An 18071-nucleotide genomic window follows, 5' to 3' on the forward strand; every position below is an offset into this window, starting at 1 on the left:
GCGATAGTAGCTTAGTTGGTAAAGCGCCACCTTGCCAAGGTGGAGACCGCGGGTTCGAGCCCCGTCTATCGCTCTTTAAAATCAAATATTGTGGTAACCGAGCTTAGCTCGTTTACATATACGCGATAGTAGCTTAGTTGGTAAAGCGCCACCTTGCCAAGGTGGAGACCGCGGGTTCGAGCCCCGTCTATCGCTTTTTGAAACCCCAGATGTTTTCTGGGGTTTTTGTTATTTGAGCGCAAAAATAAGTGGTCTTTTAGTGGTCTTTGTGGTCTTTTAAGCGAAACATTCCCTGATCTTATCAGTCTGTGCGTCACTCTGAACGGCTTTTATATATCTGAGAGCGGAGCATTTTCATAATACTTGTTCCAAATCTGTCTGTACCTTGTCACTGTGAGAGAAACTTAATAACAGGCTACTTTGTGAAATGAAAAAGCACCCTGATTTTATGAATCTTATGTGTGATATGGAAATCTATGTTGACAATCATGCAGGTACAATGATTCATGAGGCAAATAGTTATGTGACTGGAATAAGAAAGCTCATCATGAAAAAAGCAGGTGTATCGGCTGATGATTTTTATATGAAAACATTTGAAAAGGCTGTGATAGATGACTCGGCTTACTTTGGTAATCTGCTTGAAGGCAGCATAAAGAATATAGCTAAAGATATAAGAGAAGATCACAAGAAGGACTGGGACACTGGAGACGAAGAGCATATCTCTGATAAATACATTGCTTCTATCAAAGAACTGTGGGAACAGATTAATAATTCAGAAACACTTGCTCCCAATAATGGCACTATTACTAATAACACCGATGACGATGACTCCCTAACCATGGTGGATAAAGCTACTGTTATTCAATGGAGCAAGAAATTTGATCTGAATTTTGCAAAACTCACACCCCAAGAAACTCGTATCCTGATTCAAATGATTACAAAAGCTTCTCGTAATCCTCTTATGAGACAACCTTCAAAAAGGACGTGGGAAGAAAAAAAAGAAGAGTAGTTCAAACAAATAAATGGGAGAGTTATACAAGCTCTCTTAGGATAAAAAACTCTATCTCATAAAGGGATAGAGTTTTTGCTCTGAGTTTGTTAGTGCTTCACTATAAGCACATTGAATCGCTTCTGGACACTTACTAACAAAAGCATATTTATTACGCTTTCTTATTTGATGGATTTCCAGTCAACTTATCATAGATTGCCATAGCAATTATAGGCGTTATAACTCCAGTGTAGAGTGAGTTAAGTTCATGTCCTGCTTTATTGCATAAAATATTTACAACTATCAATACAACAAGGATTCCTAATGTTATCACAGCTCCCTTAATCACATTTTTCATACAGCATTTCCTCTCTTTCCATATAGTTTTGCTACTACAAAAATTATATGGAAAAAAATGCAGTACACTCATTTATGCAGTAAAATGCTGTTTTAATATCTTTTTCGTCATAAGCAAAGCAAACATTTTACGTTTACGATTCCGAAATGTAAGATCATAGCTACTGATTTAACTTGAGTTTCAGCCTGTCTTTTAGTCCCTTGATCTGCCTGAAGGACAATAGACATTCATCTCCGTTCACCATTCGTATTGTGCCATTTGTCGTGTTCACTTCCAGTATATTCTCAGTATTTACTAAAAAGGATCTGTGACATCGATAGAATCTGTCATCTAGCTCGCGTTCAATCTCTTTTATCTTACCCGGAAATTCTAGCTGCCTAGATTTACAATGAAGAATTACCTTATGAGCATTGACAGATGTCTCAAAGAACAGTATTTCATCACAATCAACGGTAATAATCTTATCACCGACTACTAAGGAATAATTCGCCTGAGTTTTATTATTGGCAGAAGAAAATCTTTCATTGGCTTTAAGTATACACTCATGCACACGCCTGGTCATTTCTTCCACATCATCTTTCAGAATGAAGTCCAGTGCTTCGAGTTTGTACATAAATGTCATGTAGCTCATTTCCGAGTGAGTTGTGACAAAAACTATAAATCCCCTGGGATCGTATTTCCTGATTTCTTTTGCAAGGGTAAGCCCCGTCATATCCGTCTTTAAATCTATATCAAGAAAATATAGACCGATACAATCATCATCAGCTACCTTTTCAAGCAGCGTATACGGATTATCTGTAACGCAGGAAAACTCCATATCAAGGTTTTCTATAAGCACTACGTTATCTATTGTCTTCTTTAGATGTTCTCTTTGCCGTGCATCATCTTCACATAAATAAAGCTTCATCATTTGTGTATTTCCCTTAACCAAAAAGAAATAATATAGTCTATAATAGTCTGTAAATACCCAACTTTACAAGGAGTAACTATGTTGGAATATGCTTTGATAAATTCATTAAGTAATGCCATTCTATTTACTATCGGACTAATAGCACTTTATTCTCGTTCCTTAAGAATTAGGGATTATTGCTTATTCTTTACCATGTTATTCTCATTGATATTCGTTATTATCTTTTTCGGTTTAAAACCATTGATAATCACATGGTTTGTTATCCCATCCATATTTCTGAGCCATCTTACGGGTAAAAAGAAGTCTGCTATTGTGTATTTTATCCTTTACATAATTATCGGGCTGGCAGTACTTCCGATGGCCGCGCTCGTTAACCTCCTTGCTCATCATCCCATAACTAATACAGATCAAAGTCCTATAGAAATGATAATAATCATTGTATTAGCGGCTGCAATCTATTTTCCAATAATTCTTGGCTGCAAAAGGGTGTACCGAAAGTATCTGGCTAAAATAATTGAAAGGATAGATGATAAGCTTTTTCTATATATCACTTTTCTAATGGCCTTCAGCGCCTTTTTTATTTTTGGAATAATGACTCTATCGACGAACATCGCCGAGAATCGCTATTATCCACTGATCGTTTTGGTAACTATTTATATATTTCTGACAGTTGTTTCAGTGGTGGTAATACTTATTACGACCAGGAAAAACTATGAGCAGCAGCAAAGGATAAGGGATCTCAGCACTCTCCGGGAATATACAGATAATCTGGAAGCCACATACAATAACCTTCGCTCGTTTAAGCATGATTACGTTAACATTCTATCAACGTTGTCTATTTTTATTGATGAAAAAAGATATGATGAACTTGATGTTTTCTTTCATGATCACATTATGCCTCTGACAAAAGAGCTGACCCAAAAGAACGCTTCTCTTGCCAATCTTTCCAGAATCAAAAACCTGGAAATAAAAAGCATTTTCTATTCTAAGCTTTTATTGGCAATTAATAAAAACATCGAAGTTACTGTTGATATTCCTGATGAGATAGGTGACCCTAGTATCGACTCAATAGATATAACTCGAATACTTGGTATTTACCTTGACAATGCTATTGAAGCTGCGGTAGAAACTGAACATCCTTTTATTAATATCCATTCAGGGAAACTGGACAATGGAATTGTTTTCATAATCGCGAATTCATATATTGATCATGGGCTGTCTGTTTCTCAGATGTGCAAAAAAGGGGTGTCTTCAAAGGGAAACGATCGCGGCATTGGTCTATACAATGTGTCAGTGATTCTGAATAAATACGATAACATATTTACTGAGACCTCTATAGAAGATGGATCATTTATACAGAAAATCCATATTTGTGGAATGCATCAGTAATCTATTTGTGGAGTTCTTGAATTTTTTTACTGAGAAATAATAGGTACCTTAGGTCAGGCTTTGATTTCTGTCCTAGACACGTTCAATAAAATTTTCCGTTAATTGTGTGTATAACAAGGTAGACAACTCGGAAACCCGCATGTTTCCTTTCCGTCTCAATTAATTGCGATAAAGAGCCCGGCATCCTTGGTGATGTGGAATTCATGACTCACCTTTTTCATAATATAATTCTTAAATTCTGCATACCTGTTCAGAAGATAGTGGTTCTGATTGCCGTGGCACGAAAAAATATAATCTATTAGGGGACCAGCATCAGTAATGATTATTTCATCCTTGTATTTCTTCAGTTCCACTTCTCCAAATACGCCGCGCAATATATCAGCACCATTCTCCAGACCAAATATTTTGTATAAGTCATTGCTGGAAAGCACGATCCTATCATCAAAATCTATTACCAGCTCTCTGATCTCTTTCATATGATTACTACTATATGTGCTGCAGACTAGTCTTCCGCCGGGCTTCAGCACTCTGCGTATTTCCTTACAAGCAAGATGGACATCGTCACAATAAAAAAGGACGTGCCCCGCAATTACAAGATCAAAGGATTTATCTTCAAATGGGATAGCATCAAGGTCAAATGCTTTGTAGGAAAAAGTTAAGCCCCGAAGTTCTTTTGAATATGCTGATGCAGCACGGTCTATATTCTGTCTTGCATCATGCAGTATACCTGCAGAGATATCTGAAAGAGTTATTTGTATATCTGTATAATTGCGCTTGGACAATTCGCTTATATTCTCTGCCCATAATGCTCCATTACCGCAACCAAGCTCAAGAATATCCATCCCGGAAGAGATATCACATTCCTGTAATACCCAGTTAAACCATCTTTGTTTATTCGTTGAATATTTGTTATGAAGTTCTATCCTGGCAGAGATGTTGCTTGCATTTTGATATTGGCTCTTTAAGTTGTTCTCCATTGAAGTCATGTGAATCAGATCAAGCATCTGCTTCCAATCGGGAGTGGCAGAGCTTTCTATAGCTTTAATGGTGGCATTTACACCTGCCTCAACATTTTTCATTTCATCAATTCGCTCTGAAAGCAGCTTTTTCTGCATCTTTAGGGCATTTAGAATGAAATGATTATCAGTCTGACCATTTGGTATTTCTTTTATCTCATCCAGAGAAAATCCCAGGTACTTTAAAAGCAATATCTGCTGTAGAATAGCAAAATCGTAATCTGTGTAAAATCTTGTACCTGACTTTGTTATATAAGATGGCGCAAGCAGACCTTTCTGGTCATAAAATCTTATAGTTCTTACCGATACGTGAGCCATTTGGGCAAATTGTCCGGATGAATAGTACCCATTTTTATTCATATAAGTATTCTCCAATATGATTAAAAAAGTTCTTGAAGGTTACGTTACGTCACCTTTTATAATCTGAGTATAGCATAGTTATAAGTTCAGTGCGCGCCTGAATATAGTCAAGATAAGGTTGGAGGTATAACAGATGTTTCCAAGTATCAAAGAAGCTCTTGAAGAGTTAGAAATAGCAAGAAAACTGAATCCCGGACCATGGGTGGATCACTCAAAGAATGTTGGCTTAGCAGCTCATAACATTGCTGGAAAGATACCTGATATGGATTCAGAGAAAGCCTATATAGTCGGCCTTTTGCATGATATCGGAAGAAGATGTAAATATGGCTTCGTTGATATTCCTACGCACGTATATGAAGGGTACAAGTACTGCATGGAGAAAGGATGGGATGAGCCGGCCAGGATTTGCATGACACATTCCTATCTTCGCATGCAGGACGAGTTTTGCTACGAGCCCGAAACAGAGCATGAGAAGGCTATCAAAGATTACATTATGAATTGTGGTGAGCCAAATGATTATGACAAGCTGATCCAGCTCTGTGATTCTCTTGCCGCAGATTATGGTTTTGTAATTCTTGAAAAAAGATTTGTTGATGTTACAAGACGATACGGAATTATGGAAGGCTACATAAAAGGCTGGGAGATTGCGTTCAAGATAAAAGAAGATTTTGAAGTTCGTATGGGATGTTCTATATATGATGTTCTTCCGGATATAGGCAGAACTACACTTCTCTGCCCTAAGCCCTGGAAACCACCGGTAAGCTGTAACTGAAATGAAGATTGTTGATGTGATAGATTGAGAAACCTGTGAAAGAATAAGTAGGATTCATAGGATAAAGTAAATCGGAAAGGACAATATGGAAAATATAATTATGCCTGAAAGGCTTGTCATAATTTAAAAAATAAAAAGTTTACTTTGTTTAGGAAAAATTTATGTGCAATAGCGATAATTCCTTTCTATAATTAAAGTGCAGAATAATATTTGCCCTGCATGGGGAGAAAGGAAAAACCGCTAAAAAAGCGGTTGGTATGAGTATATGAAAAGATTTATGAAAAGTTCTATTGCCGTTTTTGCATTGTCGCTTATTCTTATTGCCACCTTTGGGACAAAAGCCCTCGCGTACAGCGAGATACCCGATTGCTTTGATTTTACCGAAACAGTCCTCAAGATGGATGCCGGAACAACAAAGCAGATTCCGATAATGGCTTACTACAACTATACGTATTACCTTGGACCTCACACAAGCTCCGGAACCTATATGGAGTGCTCCTACAAAACAGGTTATCAGTATGTAACACTCCACATCGGAGCAGATGAGACCGAAAAGAACATCTTCTATCATTTCTATGTTGACGATGACAGAATGCCAACCTCGGAAAAGCATGATTGCATAGAAGTATATGTTCAAAACATTAATCCCGCCGCTGCTGCAGCTGCTGATGCAAAGGAAGTCGCTATTTCAGGGCTTAAAAACTACAGCGGAAACAATGCCGAATTTAACGCTTTATACTACTACTCCAATTACAAGGATCTTCAGGATGCTTTCGGAACAAATCCTGATTTGCTTCTTGCTCATTACAACCAGTTCGGTAAAAATGAAGGCAGAATAGCCAATAAATTAAAATAGTTACATAATAATAAGGGCGCTGTATCAAGCCGGATACAGCGCCTTTTTATTTATACCTCTTCGAAGCTCTTTTTCATAAGCTGTTTCAGCAAAATAGGCTGAATAATAAATATCAGGAAAAATCCTACCACAAAACAGATAAAAAGGGATTTGAGAAACATAATTATAAAGGGAGGCATCTGTGCCATTCCTCCGCTCTGGCGCATAGCCATATTATAAGCAAATGCCACCATGGCCAGTGTAATTACAGGGGTATATATCACATCTGAAATAAGGCTTTCAACAACCCTTGTACCAATCTTACCTCTCTCAAGTCCCCATTTTGCACATAGACCGCCAGTTACCTTGCCGATAGGAATAACAAAACCTATTATTAAACTGATTATTGTACTTAATACGAAGCTGATGATAAATCCGGGAACCGTGAAGTGTCCTGAAGTGAGCGTGCCCACAAGAGAAAGTGCAAGACTCATAAGAATTCCCATTCTGATTGCCATCTGTCTACCGATTTTTCTCATCTGTTCTTCCATGCAAAAACCCTCCGTTTTCCGGTGTGTCTGTTAATTTTTCTCTAGATAAAGTCCCCGGGATGCTCCTTAAAATGCATCATCATCGTCGCAGTAAGACTAAGATTACTGTTTTCTTTTCCGATATCCTCTCTCTTAACCCACTCGGCTATGGCGAGCTCATCGCGGTCAATGTTTACTTCACCTTCTCCGTCAAGTTCACAGAAATATCCCAGCAAAAGATTTGAATCGAAGCCCCAGGGCTGACTTGCAAAATATCTTATATTCTTTACCTTAAGCCCGACTTCCTCCATAACCTCACGTCTGACAGTATCCTCCGCGGACTCTCCTATCTCGCAAAATCCTGCTATAAGCGCATTTCCTTTATAGGGTCTTCCCGCATATCTCGTCATCATGATTTTATCTTTATCCGTTACCCCAACAATAACCGCAGGGCAGATCTTGGGATAAATAATGTTCCCGCATCTTGGACACCTAAGAGCTCTCTCCTTGTCGTAAACGACCGTCTCCCTGCCGCACCTTCCGCAGAACTTGTTGTCGCGGTACCAGACATAGAGGTGATATGCTGTCATCCCGGCAAAGCACAGATATCCCGGATTTGCATTTCTGAGAACTCTGATATCTTCATATCTGTACTCATGCTCCGGAGATCTGTCCGCCGAGATATCGGAGATATAAAATCCGTACTCTCTTTTGGGCAGGAAAAAACGCATATCGTCAATTTCAAAGAGAAAGACCATCTCCTTTTTATCTATTCCTATCTCATCTGCCTTAGGAAAACTAATCTCTCCGTTTTCTCCCAAAACGCACAAAAGCTCCCTCCCCCGAAAAGAAAACACGTAATCTCCGGAGACAGGAAGCTCAGCTTTATACTCATTATGAAATTTCCTGGGTGATATATCCTGAATCATATAATGATTGTAACATCATCTAATCTTCATTACGATACCTTGTAATATAAATAACAGAAAGTTATAATTTATTTTATACAATTTAAATAAAAGGAGGCTTATCATGCAGGAAGTTTATGAATTTTTAAAAAAATGCGGCACTTATTATCTGGCAACAGTTGACGGAGATCAGCCCAGAGTACGCCCTTTCGGAACAGTAGATATTTTTGAGGATAAGCTTTACATCCAGACAGGCAAAGTAAAGGATGTTTCCAAGCAGATCCAGGCCAATCCCAAGGTGGAAATCTGTGGTTTCACCGAAGGCAAATGGGTTCGCGTTGCAGGAGAACTTGTACGCGATGACAGAATTGAAGCAAAGCAGCATATGCTTGATGCTTATCCGTCTCTTCAGGGCATGTACAAGGCTGATGATGATAATACAGAAGTTCTTTACTTTAAGAACGCTACCGCAACCTTCTCTTCCTTTACCGACGCGCCCAAGGTTGTACAATTCTGATAACCTATAATAATATAATTATGCCACCGGCTTATCAAAGTACCGGTGGCATTTTTCTCTAAAAATCCTAATATGAAAAATCTTACAATTCCTCAACGACCTGAAAAATATAGAATTTTAAATAAAATGATGCATCGTTAGACCAAAGTATAGGATGGTCCGCAGCCTGCTGCCTGAATTCTACCTGACGAAGCTGCTTGTGGGCACTCCTTGCTGCCTCTCTGATCGTCTTTGCAAAAAGCTCCTCATCCATAAAATGAGAACATGAACAGGTTGCCAGATATCCACCGTTTTTCACAAGCTTCATTCCCCTGATATTGATCTCCCTGTAGCCCGTTACAGCCTTCTTAATCGAAGCTCTCGATTTTGTAAAGGCCGGTGGATCAAGGATTACCACATCATACTGCTCGTTCTGCTTCTCAAGCTCGGGCAAAAGGTCAAACACATCCGCGCATTGGAATTTTATTATGTTTTCAAGCCCGTTCAGCTTCGCATTTTCCTCCGCCTGAGCACATCCCACATCCGATGCATCAACTGCAAGGACAGAGCTTGCACCTGCTGCCGCAGCGTTAAGTCCGAAAGATCCGGTATGAGTAAAGCAGTCAAGGACCTTCTTCCCCTTACAAAGTGATGCTATAGCCCTTCTGTTATTCTTCTGATCCAGGAAAAATCCGGTTTTCTGGCCGTTCTCAACATCTACATAATACTTTACTCCGTTTTCCTCAATGAGCACCTTTGTATCAAAAGGCTCACCTATAAAGCCTTTGGTTCTCTCAAGACCTTCCTGCTCTCTGACCTTGGCATCGCTTCTCTCATATATTCCCTTGATGTCAACACCGTCTTCTGCGAGTACCTTCTTACACAGATTGAGAATAATGTTCTTCATTCTGTCTGTACCAAGAGCAAGCGACTCAATGACAAGTACATCGGAAAACTTATCAATTGTAATTCCCGGAAGAAAATCTGCCTCACCAAAAATCAGGCGGCATGAAAGCTTCTGCAGAGCTTCCTTTTCATCAGTTCCCGAAAGCCTGGCATCATACCCGTATAACTCAGGATTCATAACCGCTTTCCTGTAATCCCATGCATTTCTTATGCGCGTCTCCAAAAGCCCCTCATTTACAGGATGCTCTTTTCTTCTCGACATCATGCGCACTCTTATCTTGGAATTGGTATTAATAAAACCATATCCCATAAAGTATCCGTCATGATCAAGCACTTCAACAATATCCCCATTGTCAAAGCTACCCTCTACTCTGTTTATCTCATTATCAAAAACCCAGGCGCCTCCGGCCTTGATGGTTCTCCCTTCACCTTTTTTCAAAATTACCTTTGCATCAGCAACAACAATTGCACTCATAATTATGCCTTTCTTCGCTCACCTATTGACAAAATAACACTTTATATTGTATCATACTTTTTGCTGCGAAAGTCTCTACGGCTTTTGCTTTACATATAACGGAATGTGGCTCAGTTTGGTAGAGCGCTGCGTTCGGGACGTTGCGCTAGAAACTGATTTTCCGACTCATTATTTTTTACCACGGGGTGTGGCTCAGCTTGGTAGAGCGCGTCGTTCGGGACGACGAGGCCGCAGGTTCGAATCCTGTCACCCCGATTTTTTATGCTCTAATTCTACCATTTTTCTACCATTTTCCTTTTATTCCACCAAAAACCATCTGATAACACAGAAAGCTCTCTATAAACTATATTAAATTGTTTAGTTACTGGTCGTTATCATGCTCGGAATAATCCTTAAGAGGAATTATTCCTGTCATTGTATCTGAAATTTCTCTCTTAGCCTCTTTATCTTTTACTTTTGCATATATTTTAAGAGTGGTATTGATGTCTGCATGTCCAACCCACTTCTGAATGCTCTTAACATCCTTATTCTGATGGACGAGAATCGATACACATGAACTTCTAAGGCCATGAAAAGTAATATCCTGAGGCAGTTCAGGAATCTTCTTAATCAGTTTGCCAAACAGCTTTGACGGATAATCCGGATAAAAAAGCGACCCATCAACATGTTTGAAGATGTAGTCGCTCTCATAGTAATTGTTACCGCATAGCTGTCTGTATTCATTTTCCTTATCCTTTAACCTCTTGAACATTTCAATCTGTTCATCTGTCAGAGGGTACTCGCGTGTACTGGAGTCTGTCTTTGTTGAATTGACTCGATTGATGACTGTCCCTCTTGTAACAGTATGGTTGATGCTCATAGTTTTGTTCTTAAAGTCCAATGCAGACCATCTTAGACCAAGCAGTTCCTCTCGCCTAAGGCCAAAGAACAAAGTGACATAGAACAGTTCGTAAAGCTCGTGATTCTTTATTGCATCCAAGAAATGCTGAGCTTCTTCATAAGAAAAGAATTCCTCATCTGTGTCTTTCTCTTTAGCATACTTATTTGCCAGGTTCTTATTGATCACAACTTCCTTAGCGGGATTTGTAGCTATCAATCCCTCCTTGACTGCCTGCTCCAGAATACTGCTTAGAAGCACTTTTGTATCTTTGACTGTTCTGCGCTGAACCTTATAGGTTTTGAACATGTCATCAAGAAAGTTCTCGACCATGGTTTCGTTTAAATCTTTTACTTTTGTATCACCAAAGTAATTTTTAATTCTGTTTGCTCTATAAAAATAAGAAGAAAGGGTTGTATCTGAAACCTCTCTCTTCTTCTTTTCAAGAAAACCATCTGCGTATTCACTTAAAGATATATTTCTGTCAGTACTCTTTGCTTCTTTTTTATTTATAAGCCTGCTTCTCATCTCTGAAGCCTTTTTAATATTCTCGGGTGCATCTTTTAGCCCGGTGGATATCCACTGTTTTTCTAAGGTCTTGCTGCCATCCTTAATAATATAGTTGTTCTTGATAATATAAAGATAACCGCTCCTTCCCTGGATACCCGTAGCTCTTTTGCCGCTTTTCTTAGGTCTTGCCATTATTTAGCTTGCCTCCTTAACAAAATCTACATCGGGGTACATGAATTCTAAAAGATATAACTTTGGAATTCTGTACTTTCCTGCAATCATCATAGATCTGATTGTGCCATCCTTCAGATAGTCATAGACTGCGTTCCTTCCTATCTTGAGGATTTCCTTAACATCTGTAGGTGTGAGTATGTCATTATACCCAACTAACATATTCGTGTATTCCATGTCTGCTCCTTTCTTTATTCTTCTTCATTTCTGCTACGATTTCCTTGACTGCTTCATATGGTGTGGGGTCTTTAACTCCACACACATCTCTGAAATCAAGAAGTTCTTCCTTTAGTTTTCGATTTGCTCTTTGTCTGTCCCTGTTTTTCATTTTCCTCCTCTCTAAGAAACACACTTCTCCCGTTCTCTTGGGGCTTCGGCGACATCTGTATCAGGAAACGCCGGGTTCTTTCGCGACATCCGGATTTCCGGGAAACGTTACTTGTTGATGAACCATTATGTTTTATTTTGTTTTCTTGGTTCTTATTAAGAACATTTCTGTTCTTTAATTGTACTATATCATATCATCCAGTTCTTTGCAAGCACTGTATTGTGCTTTTTATTTTTGTTCTCTGCATGTCCATTTTTGTGCTTCATATCTACTATAATCTGTGTTACCATATCAGTAATGAATCGTAATTATCAGTAATGGAGGAATCCGCATGATTACTATAAACAAAGCATTTGGACAGGATCCGGTAGAGTTCAATGACGAAACTGCTGCAGACAGAGTTGGGGCAAGAATACGCACCATAAGAAATGCGAGAGGATTGTCGCTTGCTGAACTTGGTGAAAAAGTTGGGTTAAATGCCGATAGAATGCAGAAGTATGAAAACGGGGCAAGAAAGCCAAAAACAGATATGCTCAAAAAGATTGCGGAAGCACTTGGTGTAAGTACGCTTGCATTGGCAGATCCGGTTACAACCAGTTATATTGGCGCCATGTATGCTATGTTTGAACTTGAGCATAACTTTAATATGAAAATCGAGCCCACAGATGAAAATCATGTACCCGGATTATGTCTTACGGTAGATTTTAAGGATAGTCTCTATGAGTACATGAAAGACTGGTATGATGTATACGCCCAGATGAAGTCCGATCTCGAGGTTGCTAATTCCGAAGAAGAAAAAGCGGAAATCATAAATGCCTACCATAATTGGGAATGGACTTATCCACAAGGAATTGTTGATAAGACGGAGAAGAGCCTTGAAAAAGCCCGCCTCAAAAGAAAGATAGCGGAATTACAAGAACGATATGATCAACTAGATCAGAATGATAGCGACATAGAATAGGGGAGATTTATCTATGGTATCTAAAGAGTACTTTGGAGAAGATAAAAAATAGAGTTTAAGCAGGAAATCCCAGCTAAACACGAGAAAATTTTTAGTCGAATCCAAGATACAGATTTCCATTTTCGACGATAGAATAGAGGTTGTATCACCAGGTATGCTTTATGGTGGAATGGATTTTGAAACCATGAAAACCGGAAGATCAAAATGCAGAAATCAAGCAATCGCTGATATGTTTCAGTACATGCACATAGTTGAAGAATAGGGAACCGGAATCCCCAGAATTATCAAATCTTGCAGGCAATATGGTCTGCAAGAGCCCATTTTCGAGGAATTTGGTGATGGAATTAAAGTTACTGTCTATAGATTGCATGCTCTATAAAAACCTTATTTTATTGCCATTTATTCTTATGTTTCAGCACTTCATATCCTTAGTTGTAGAAGCAAAATTCTTTTATATTTACCCCTTCCACAATATGTCACTACGTCAAAACAGTAAAAAAATCCTCCTGCCACTAATTCGAAATAATGACAGGAGGACTTATCTTACTTCTTATTCTTTACTCTCTTAACTGTTGCGTTCTTAGGAAGGCCTGACTTTTCAAGAAGCGTCTTGTTCTTCTCAAAATTCTTGGCTCCGGTCTTTACTTTTATGATCACGTTCTTCTTTGTTTTCTTAAACGCGCCTTTTCCAACCTTCTTTAGTTTTCCTCTAATTATTACAGTCTTGACTTTCTTACCGTAGTTAAAGGCATTCTTGTCTATAGTGTTGATGTTTTTTCCTATATCAACTTTTGTTGCCTGCTTGCAGTTTTTAAGGAAGCCCTTGCGAATTCTCGTGACTTTGTAGGTCTTACCATTTGCTTTTACTGCCCCCGGAACTACTACTGTTTTGAGGTTCTTACTGTTTACATTTTTGAGGTCTAATGTTGTCCCTTTTGTCTGTTTGAATACATACTGGGAAATCTGTTCATCTTTACTATTGTAATTCGTGACTGTGATATTTGATGTGCCATCTTTAGTTTCTTTTACTTCTGTGACAGTTCTGCTTCCATCAGGATTCTTAGTTTCCTCTACTCCATTACCTGATCCCGATTCAATTGTCACTGTAACATAAGCAGGTTCGGAATCATTATGGCTATCGTCCCCAACAGCCTTATACCATACATAATAGGTTCCGGCTTCGGTGGCTGTGGGGATGGATGCGGCATAAGCCCCAGTGGCTTCGGTTGCGGTGCCGAGGGCGTACTGCATAGTGCCGCCGGAAGCTGTGCCTGCAGTCACAAGTTCCTGTGCGGAGCCGGTATAGGTCAGGGACTTGGCTGTTGGTGCCGTTGTAACAGTGGCCGCCGTCTTCTCCACCGCGTTGGGAACCGTGATGGTCGCATCTGCAGTCGGTGTACCCGAAACCGTTACAACTGTACTGCTCGTTCTTGTGGCAGTAATACCATTATTAGTAATATCAGCAAACTCCGCAAAATAATATCCGGTGTTCGCCGTATAGGTCACGGTGGTCATAGCGCCTATAAATCCGGTCTGGCTCGTTGCTCCGCCGCTTGTTGTTGCATTCGCACCGCCTGAAAGAGTCACACTATATCCCGCCGGCTTCAACGCAAACGAATAGGAACCGGATTCAGATTTGAAGATTACTGATTCCAGATTCAGCTTTAAAGCGGGACGAACAGCAAGCTCGACGCTGACACGACTGCCGTCCACATCAGCGTAGCCGTCGATCACGCACGCCGCAATACCATCAAGATTGCCGGGCGAGCGGAGCCACCAGCTATTTGCAGTCCCTGACTTCTTTGTAGGGCTTAAAGTATTCTCCTCTGTATAGCTCAAAAGATACGGCACAGCTCCTGATATAGAATCAGGATCCCCTGTGACTTTTCCACTTATATCTGCAAGTGCATCCTTGATTCCGGCAAGTGGCTTATCCTCGCCTGTTAAACCTTCCACAAAGCCCTTGATAGTAGAGTTTTCATAACTATTACTATCCGAAGAATTGAACTTCTGACTGCCAAAAGACTGCTTTGAAAGTAGTGTCACAGTTTGGCCGGCACTGTCATATCCGATCACATACCAATCAGCTACATTTGTACCGTCATATTTGACCCCTTCTAGCTGTACCGTTGTGTCATTTGAATTTAATATCCCGTAGCCGTTATACTCAGACGCCGGACTATAGGTTGTTCCTTCTGCTTGCACTTTCAGGCATGCTCCCGGAACAAACCCGGTAAACGTGCTAATTGCCATTACAATAGTAAGTACAATGCTCAGCAGAGCCTTTCTTTTCTTCATTTTGTTCTTACCTCCTTTTTGACTCGACTGTCTGTATAATTACAAACAATTCTTTCTCTTAAAATGGCTGCCGGGGAAACGGATCATCACCCGTTCCCAATACTGTGAAAGCTTTCGCGTCCACAGGCTCCGACAGCATGTGTTTTTCCATGGATATTTCCATGAAAAGGAACAGGGTTCCTTTGCCCGATGCACTGGCGCATGGAACCTTCCATACACTTCGGGCGACCGGGCAATGCGGGACGAACAGCAAGCTTTTTGTTGACATTGTTGCCGTTCTCATCAGCGTTGCCGCCGTTCACGCACGCCGCATTATTATCATTGTTGCCGGGCGAGCGGAGCCACCATGCAACCCTGTCCCTGTTGTATTTGGCAACCATGTTCAGGCAAAAAAGCCTTTTGCATGACAGCCCTTAAGGAAAGCCTTGCAGCCCTCCGTTACAACCCATCACTCACTTCCTCTTTCGGCGCATGGGTGAGTACGAATGTTCCCATCACCTTTTTACGAAGCTTCCATGTATGACCGTGGGCAAGATGCCCGTTATAGCTTGCAACGCTCCTTCCTATCTCCTCCAGACTCCTGTTGCCCACACGGTACTCCTCTTTATATTTTTTCAAACGCCTCTTCCACCGCCTCTTGTTCGAGGTGCGAAGCCTCCGGATCACTTTTCCGGTATCTGTCAGATAAAACCTGAAACCAAGAAAATCCACCCCTTCCGAGATTGGCATGATCTGTGTCTTCTGATTGAACTCCAGCCTCAGTTCCTTCGCCTTCTCCTTCATTTGACGGAGGACTTCCTTTAAACAGTCCTTGCTCTCATGAATCAGAACCCCATCATCCATGTACCGTACATAATGCTTTATATGCATCCTCTCTTTGATCAGGCGATCCATGGGATCCAGATAGTACAGCGCGAACCACTGGCTGGTCTGGTTGCCTAAAGGCAGTCCCTTCGTTCTTCCCATCTTGGAATCTGTAGTTCCCTCGTAGCTCCTTATAATGTGGTACAAAAGCCCCAGCACATTTCTATCTGGAATATCTTTAAGCATTTCCTTTAAAATCTCATGGTCTATACTGTCAAAATAATGCTGGATATCATACTTTAAGATATAGCCATTTGCTCCATGCTTTCTGTAATGCTCCCTCAGGAACGCTGTAAGTCTATCCCTCGCAAAATCCGTTCCCTTTCCTTCCCGGCAGGCTGCATTGTCGTAGATCAGCCTGTCCTCAAAGTACGGCTTCAGGATATTGTCACACAGGCAGTGCTGTACCACTCTGTCGCGGAAGGAAAGTGCTTCTATCTTCCGTTCCTTCGGATCGTATATCATGAACTTGTGATATCCACCAACCCTATAGGTCTTATCCTCCATCTGATGAATGACCTCCCACAGGTTCCGTGACAGATCCAGTTCGAAATCGATAACTTCATTTTTGTCCCTCTTGCCTGCCGCCGCTCGCCTGTACGCTCTGTACATATTCTGAAAATCGAGCATTGCGTCAAACGCATTATTCTCCAATCACCTCACCTGCCGTCATTGTCCTGCTTCCCGCCATAACGCCGCTTATCACTGTTCATCCATGCGCCGAGCATATTCTCGGCATCGTAAACTTGTTTTGTGATCTGTTCATACTGCGTTGGCAGGATGCAGCCCTGCTTCATGGCAAGCTCCGACATGTAGGAGAGAAGCTTCAGTCTGCTCATGGCCGTTCTTTGATATGACATTCGCATTGCCGCGGAGCGCATATCACCCGCACTCACAAAGGTTTCATTTGCCATGATCAGGTTCTCGATCACGTCCAGCGCGTAATTCTGCAGCCTTGATACCAGAGTGAAACGAAAACGCTTGGGTGACTTATCCGTCACGGTCATGATATAGCTGCACAGTTCTTTCGCCTTTGTTATGACGGATAATTCATTCTTTGCTATAAAACGCCCTCCTTTTCCTTCGATCTTTTGAACACAAAAACCGCCGAACCTGACAGGGTATACTTACCCCGTCAAGTCCGACGGTTATCCATCACGAATGTAGTATTCAGTTTCAAGCGCCTCGCAGGACGCAAAAAGGGCGCAATTAGCCTGTGCTCTGCTCTGCTCTGCTCTGCTCTGCTCTGCTCTGCTCTGCTCTGCTCTAAGGAGCGTATTTCTATTCCGCATGGCTGTCAAGTATCGATATCTCAATGCTCTTCCTCATTTTAGAATGTTGATATACTGCATATCTTGATTATATAGATTTATCTCTAAAATGAGTGTTAAAAAACATAAAGAAACTATTAAGCAACCAGGCGCTATAATGAGTAAGGTTTGAACATCTGAACTGATCACAGGGGCAATCTACCCTTTTAAATCCTACAGTAAATTTACGCCGTCACTGAACAATCATTCAAAGCAAGCACCTCAAATTTTTGTTATAATATAGTTATATATAGGTAATTGCGAAACTCGCTTTGCTCGTTCGCAATCTTGAATTTAAACAAGGAAGAATTCATGCAGAGCATGAATTCTTTGATGCAAAAATGCGAACTAGCAATTTTGGCGCACTTTAATAAGCATATGGCTTAATGTAGTTGGTAAGTCCTACGCGATTAGCGGTTTTACACTGCGGATATACTCATGATGTTTGATTTTGTCAGCTAGAACGACGGTGATGAGCTGAGTGATACCTGCAAGAATTAGATCAGCATGCAATGTTTTTTCATTTTGTGTGCGACGCCCTGCAAGACAGAGATTCTCTTTCATGTGATTGATATCTCTTTCAACGACGGTTCTGATTTTATAGGTGTTATCCCATTCTTCAGTACCGCGCAGTATCCCTGGATATGCACGTAGATTCTTTTCGGGATAGATATATATCATACGGCCGCAAGGGGAATTAGTGCAGGGATTTTTACATTGACACTCACGAAGAGATTTGCCAGTAGATT

The 18071-nt window shown here is 40.6% G+C and carries 21 protein-coding genes, 3 tRNA genes and 1 pseudogene; 10 read left to right on the plus strand and 15 right to left on the minus strand.

Translation table 11 applies throughout. The features are described from left to right. From BMW61_RS20250 to BMW61_RS20260, 3 genes are all read left to right on the plus strand, one after another. Positions 1-73 (plus strand) — tRNA-Gly (locus tag BMW61_RS20250). Between the two features lie 49 nt (positions 74-122). Next, positions 123-195 (plus strand) — tRNA-Gly (locus tag BMW61_RS20255). A 232-nt stretch (positions 196-427) separates the two neighbouring features. After that, entirely contained in the window at positions 428-1009 is a 582-nt protein-coding gene (locus BMW61_RS20260) for a hypothetical protein (RefSeq protein WP_091825658.1), read from the plus strand. A 151-nt stretch (positions 1010-1160) separates the two neighbouring features. On the opposite strand, the gene BMW61_RS20265 is transcribed toward BMW61_RS20260, so the two are convergent. Further along, positions 1161-1346, minus strand: a complete 186-nt coding sequence (locus BMW61_RS20265; RefSeq protein ID WP_091825660.1) for a hypothetical protein — start codon at positions 1344-1346, stop codon at positions 1161-1163. A gap of 160 nt (positions 1347-1506) precedes the next feature. Continuing rightward, entirely contained in the window at positions 1507-2256 is a 750-nt protein-coding gene (locus BMW61_RS20270; protein ID WP_091825663.1) for a LytR/AlgR family response regulator transcription factor, read from the minus strand. A gap of 312 nt (positions 2257-2568) precedes the next feature. Here BMW61_RS20270 and BMW61_RS20275 point away from each other — a divergent pair, with 312 nt between their 5' ends. Beyond that, the gene (locus BMW61_RS20275; protein ID WP_175475314.1) at positions 2569-3645 is read left to right on the plus strand and encodes a sensor histidine kinase; all 1077 of its coding nucleotides are present in this window, start codon (positions 2569-2571) and stop codon (positions 3643-3645) included. A 155-nt stretch (positions 3646-3800) separates the two neighbouring features. Here the strand turns inward: BMW61_RS20275 and BMW61_RS20280 are convergent, their stop codons facing one another. Next, positions 3801-5021 (minus strand): MerR family transcriptional regulator, encoded by a 1221-nt coding sequence (locus tag BMW61_RS20280; protein ID WP_091825668.1) that lies wholly within the window; start codon positions 5019-5021, stop codon positions 3801-3803. A gap of 133 nt (positions 5022-5154) precedes the next feature. Between BMW61_RS20280 and BMW61_RS20285 the strand changes: the two genes are divergently transcribed. Both BMW61_RS20285 and BMW61_RS20290 read left to right on the plus strand, forming a co-directional pair. Beyond that, positions 5155-5793 carry an HD domain-containing protein gene (locus BMW61_RS20285; protein WP_091825672.1) on the plus strand — a complete coding sequence of 213 codons (639 nt, stop codon included), beginning with the start codon at positions 5155-5157 and terminating at the stop codon, positions 5791-5793. Between the two features lie 277 nt (positions 5794-6070). Continuing rightward, positions 6071-6649 carry a hypothetical protein gene (locus BMW61_RS20290; protein WP_139176479.1) on the plus strand — a complete coding sequence of 193 codons (579 nt, stop codon included), beginning with the start codon at positions 6071-6073 and terminating at the stop codon, positions 6647-6649. 50 nt (positions 6650-6699) lie between these two features. Here BMW61_RS20290 and BMW61_RS20295 read toward each other — a convergent pair whose 3' ends face one another. After that, on the minus strand, positions 6700-7179 hold the full coding sequence (locus BMW61_RS20295; protein ID WP_022763501.1) for a hypothetical protein: 480 nt from the start codon (positions 7177-7179) through the stop codon (positions 6700-6702). 41 nt (positions 7180-7220) lie between these two features. After that, entirely contained in the window at positions 7221-7988 is a 768-nt protein-coding gene (gene nudC, locus BMW61_RS20300) for an NAD(+) diphosphatase (protein ID WP_330388559.1), read from the minus strand. A 202-nt stretch (positions 7989-8190) separates the two neighbouring features. Between nudC and BMW61_RS20305 the strand changes: the two genes are divergently transcribed. Continuing rightward, positions 8191-8583 (plus strand): pyridoxamine 5'-phosphate oxidase family protein, encoded by a 393-nt coding sequence (locus BMW61_RS20305; protein ID WP_022763499.1) that lies wholly within the window; start codon positions 8191-8193, stop codon positions 8581-8583. Between the two features lie 82 nt (positions 8584-8665). Here the strand turns inward: BMW61_RS20305 and BMW61_RS20310 are convergent, their stop codons facing one another. Beyond that, on the minus strand, positions 8666-9943 hold the full coding sequence (locus BMW61_RS20310) for a class I SAM-dependent rRNA methyltransferase (RefSeq protein ID WP_091825681.1): 1278 nt from the start codon (positions 9941-9943) through the stop codon (positions 8666-8668). 181 nt (positions 9944-10124) lie between these two features. Here BMW61_RS20310 and BMW61_RS20315 point away from each other — a divergent pair. Beyond that, positions 10125-10198 (plus strand) — tRNA-Pro (locus tag BMW61_RS20315). A 106-nt stretch (positions 10199-10304) separates the two neighbouring features. Here BMW61_RS20315 and BMW61_RS20320 read toward each other — a convergent pair. The 3 genes from BMW61_RS20320 to BMW61_RS20330 are packed head-to-tail and all read right to left on the minus strand — an operon-like array spanning position 10305 to position 11889. Then, entirely contained in the window at positions 10305-11522 is a 1218-nt protein-coding gene (locus BMW61_RS20320) for a tyrosine-type recombinase/integrase (RefSeq protein WP_091825684.1), read from the minus strand. Positions 11523-11525: 3 nt separating this feature from the next. Continuing rightward, positions 11526-11738: a helix-turn-helix domain-containing protein gene (locus tag BMW61_RS20325; protein WP_081646827.1), complete on the minus strand. Its 213-nt coding sequence runs from the start codon at positions 11736-11738 to the stop codon at positions 11526-11528. Then, the gene (locus BMW61_RS20330; RefSeq protein ID WP_091825686.1) at positions 11707-11889 is read right to left on the minus strand and encodes a hypothetical protein; all 183 of its coding nucleotides are present in this window, start codon (positions 11887-11889) and stop codon (positions 11707-11709) included. The genes BMW61_RS20325 and BMW61_RS20330 overlap by 32 nt, the downstream gene beginning before the upstream one ends. A gap of 331 nt (positions 11890-12220) precedes the next feature. On the opposite strand from BMW61_RS20330, the gene BMW61_RS20335 reads away from it, so the two are divergent. Then, positions 12221-12850, plus strand: coding sequence for a helix-turn-helix domain-containing protein (locus BMW61_RS20335; RefSeq protein ID WP_022763494.1), 630 nt, complete (start codon positions 12221-12223; stop codon positions 12848-12850). A 112-nt stretch (positions 12851-12962) separates the two neighbouring features. Beyond that, complete coding sequence (locus BMW61_RS22985) at positions 12963-13112, plus strand: ATP-binding protein (RefSeq protein ID WP_278296922.1); 150 nt, start codon at positions 12963-12965, stop codon at positions 13110-13112. A gap of 281 nt (positions 13113-13393) precedes the next feature. On the opposite strand, the gene BMW61_RS20345 is transcribed toward BMW61_RS22985, so the two are convergent. The 6 genes and pseudogenes from BMW61_RS20345 to BMW61_RS20365 all read right to left on the minus strand — a co-directional run. Continuing rightward, positions 13394-15148, minus strand: coding sequence for a leucine-rich repeat protein (locus BMW61_RS20345; RefSeq protein ID WP_091825689.1), 1755 nt, complete (start codon positions 15146-15148; stop codon positions 13394-13396). Between the two features lie 86 nt (positions 15149-15234). Continuing rightward, the gene (locus BMW61_RS20350) at positions 15235-15528 is read right to left on the minus strand and encodes a DUF6273 domain-containing protein (protein WP_091825692.1); all 294 of its coding nucleotides are present in this window, start codon (positions 15526-15528) and stop codon (positions 15235-15237) included. Between the two features lie 58 nt (positions 15529-15586). Continuing rightward, positions 15587-16666, minus strand: coding sequence for an RNA-directed DNA polymerase (locus tag BMW61_RS20355; RefSeq protein ID WP_139176481.1), 1080 nt, complete (start codon positions 16664-16666; stop codon positions 15587-15589). 5 nt (positions 16667-16671) lie between these two features. Next, entirely contained in the window at positions 16672-16926 is a 255-nt protein-coding gene (locus BMW61_RS23110) for a four helix bundle protein (protein WP_442857299.1), read from the minus strand. Positions 16927-17160: 234 nt separating this feature from the next. Further along, positions 17161-17328 carry a hypothetical protein gene (locus BMW61_RS22195; RefSeq protein ID WP_175475315.1) on the minus strand — a complete coding sequence of 56 codons (168 nt, stop codon included), beginning with the start codon at positions 17326-17328 and terminating at the stop codon, positions 17161-17163. A 491-nt stretch (positions 17329-17819) separates the two neighbouring features. After that, positions 17820-18071: pseudogene (locus tag BMW61_RS20365) on the minus strand (ISNCY family transposase); the annotation flags it as partial.

It is taken from the genome of Butyrivibrio sp. ob235 (assembly GCF_900109475.1).
Lineage (GTDB): Bacteria > Bacillota > Clostridia > Lachnospirales > Lachnospiraceae > Butyrivibrio.

Bases quoted from the DNA above. Each gene is read 5' to 3' on its own strand.
- BMW61_RS20260 (WP_091825658.1), top strand. From the start codon at position 428: ATGAAAAAGCACCCTGATTTTATGAATCTTATGTGTGATATGGAAATC.
- BMW61_RS20265 (WP_091825660.1), bottom strand. From the start codon at position 1,346: ATGAAAAATGTGATTAAGGGAGCTGTGATAACATTAGGAATCCTTGTT.
- BMW61_RS20270 (WP_091825663.1), bottom strand. From the start codon at position 2,256: ATGATGAAGCTTTATTTATGTGAAGATGATGCACGGCAAAGAGAACAT.
- BMW61_RS20280 (WP_091825668.1), bottom strand. From the start codon at position 5,021: ATGAATAAAAATGGGTACTATTCATCCGGACAATTTGCCCAAATGGCT.
- BMW61_RS20285 (WP_091825672.1), top strand. From the start codon at position 5,155: ATGTTTCCAAGTATCAAAGAAGCTCTTGAAGAGTTAGAAATAGCAAGA.
- BMW61_RS20290 (WP_139176479.1), top strand. From the start codon at position 6,071: ATGAAAAGTTCTATTGCCGTTTTTGCATTGTCGCTTATTCTTATTGCC.
- BMW61_RS20295 (WP_022763501.1), bottom strand. From the start codon at position 7,179: ATGGAAGAACAGATGAGAAAAATCGGTAGACAGATGGCAATCAGAATG.
- BMW61_RS20305 (WP_022763499.1), top strand. From the start codon at position 8,191: ATGCAGGAAGTTTATGAATTTTTAAAAAAATGCGGCACTTATTATCTG.
- BMW61_RS20310 (WP_091825681.1), bottom strand. From the start codon at position 9,943: ATGAGTGCAATTGTTGTTGCTGATGCAAAGGTAATTTTGAAAAAAGGT.
- BMW61_RS20320 (WP_091825684.1), bottom strand. From the start codon at position 11,522: ATGGCAAGACCTAAGAAAAGCGGCAAAAGAGCTACGGGTATCCAGGGA.
- BMW61_RS20325 (WP_081646827.1), bottom strand. From the start codon at position 11,738: ATGGAATACACGAATATGTTAGTTGGGTATAATGACATACTCACACCT.
- BMW61_RS20330 (WP_091825686.1), bottom strand. From the start codon at position 11,889: ATGAAAAACAGGGACAGACAAAGAGCAAATCGAAAACTAAAGGAAGAA.
- BMW61_RS20335 (WP_022763494.1), top strand. From the start codon at position 12,221: ATGATTACTATAAACAAAGCATTTGGACAGGATCCGGTAGAGTTCAAT.
- BMW61_RS20345 (WP_091825689.1), bottom strand. From the start codon at position 15,148: ATGAAGAAAAGAAAGGCTCTGCTGAGCATTGTACTTACTATTGTAATG.
- BMW61_RS20350 (WP_091825692.1), bottom strand. From the start codon at position 15,528: ATGGTTGCCAAATACAACAGGGACAGGGTTGCATGGTGGCTCCGCTCG.
- BMW61_RS23110 (WP_442857299.1), bottom strand. From the start codon at position 16,926: ATGGCAAATGAAACCTTTGTGAGTGCGGGTGATATGCGCTCCGCGGCA.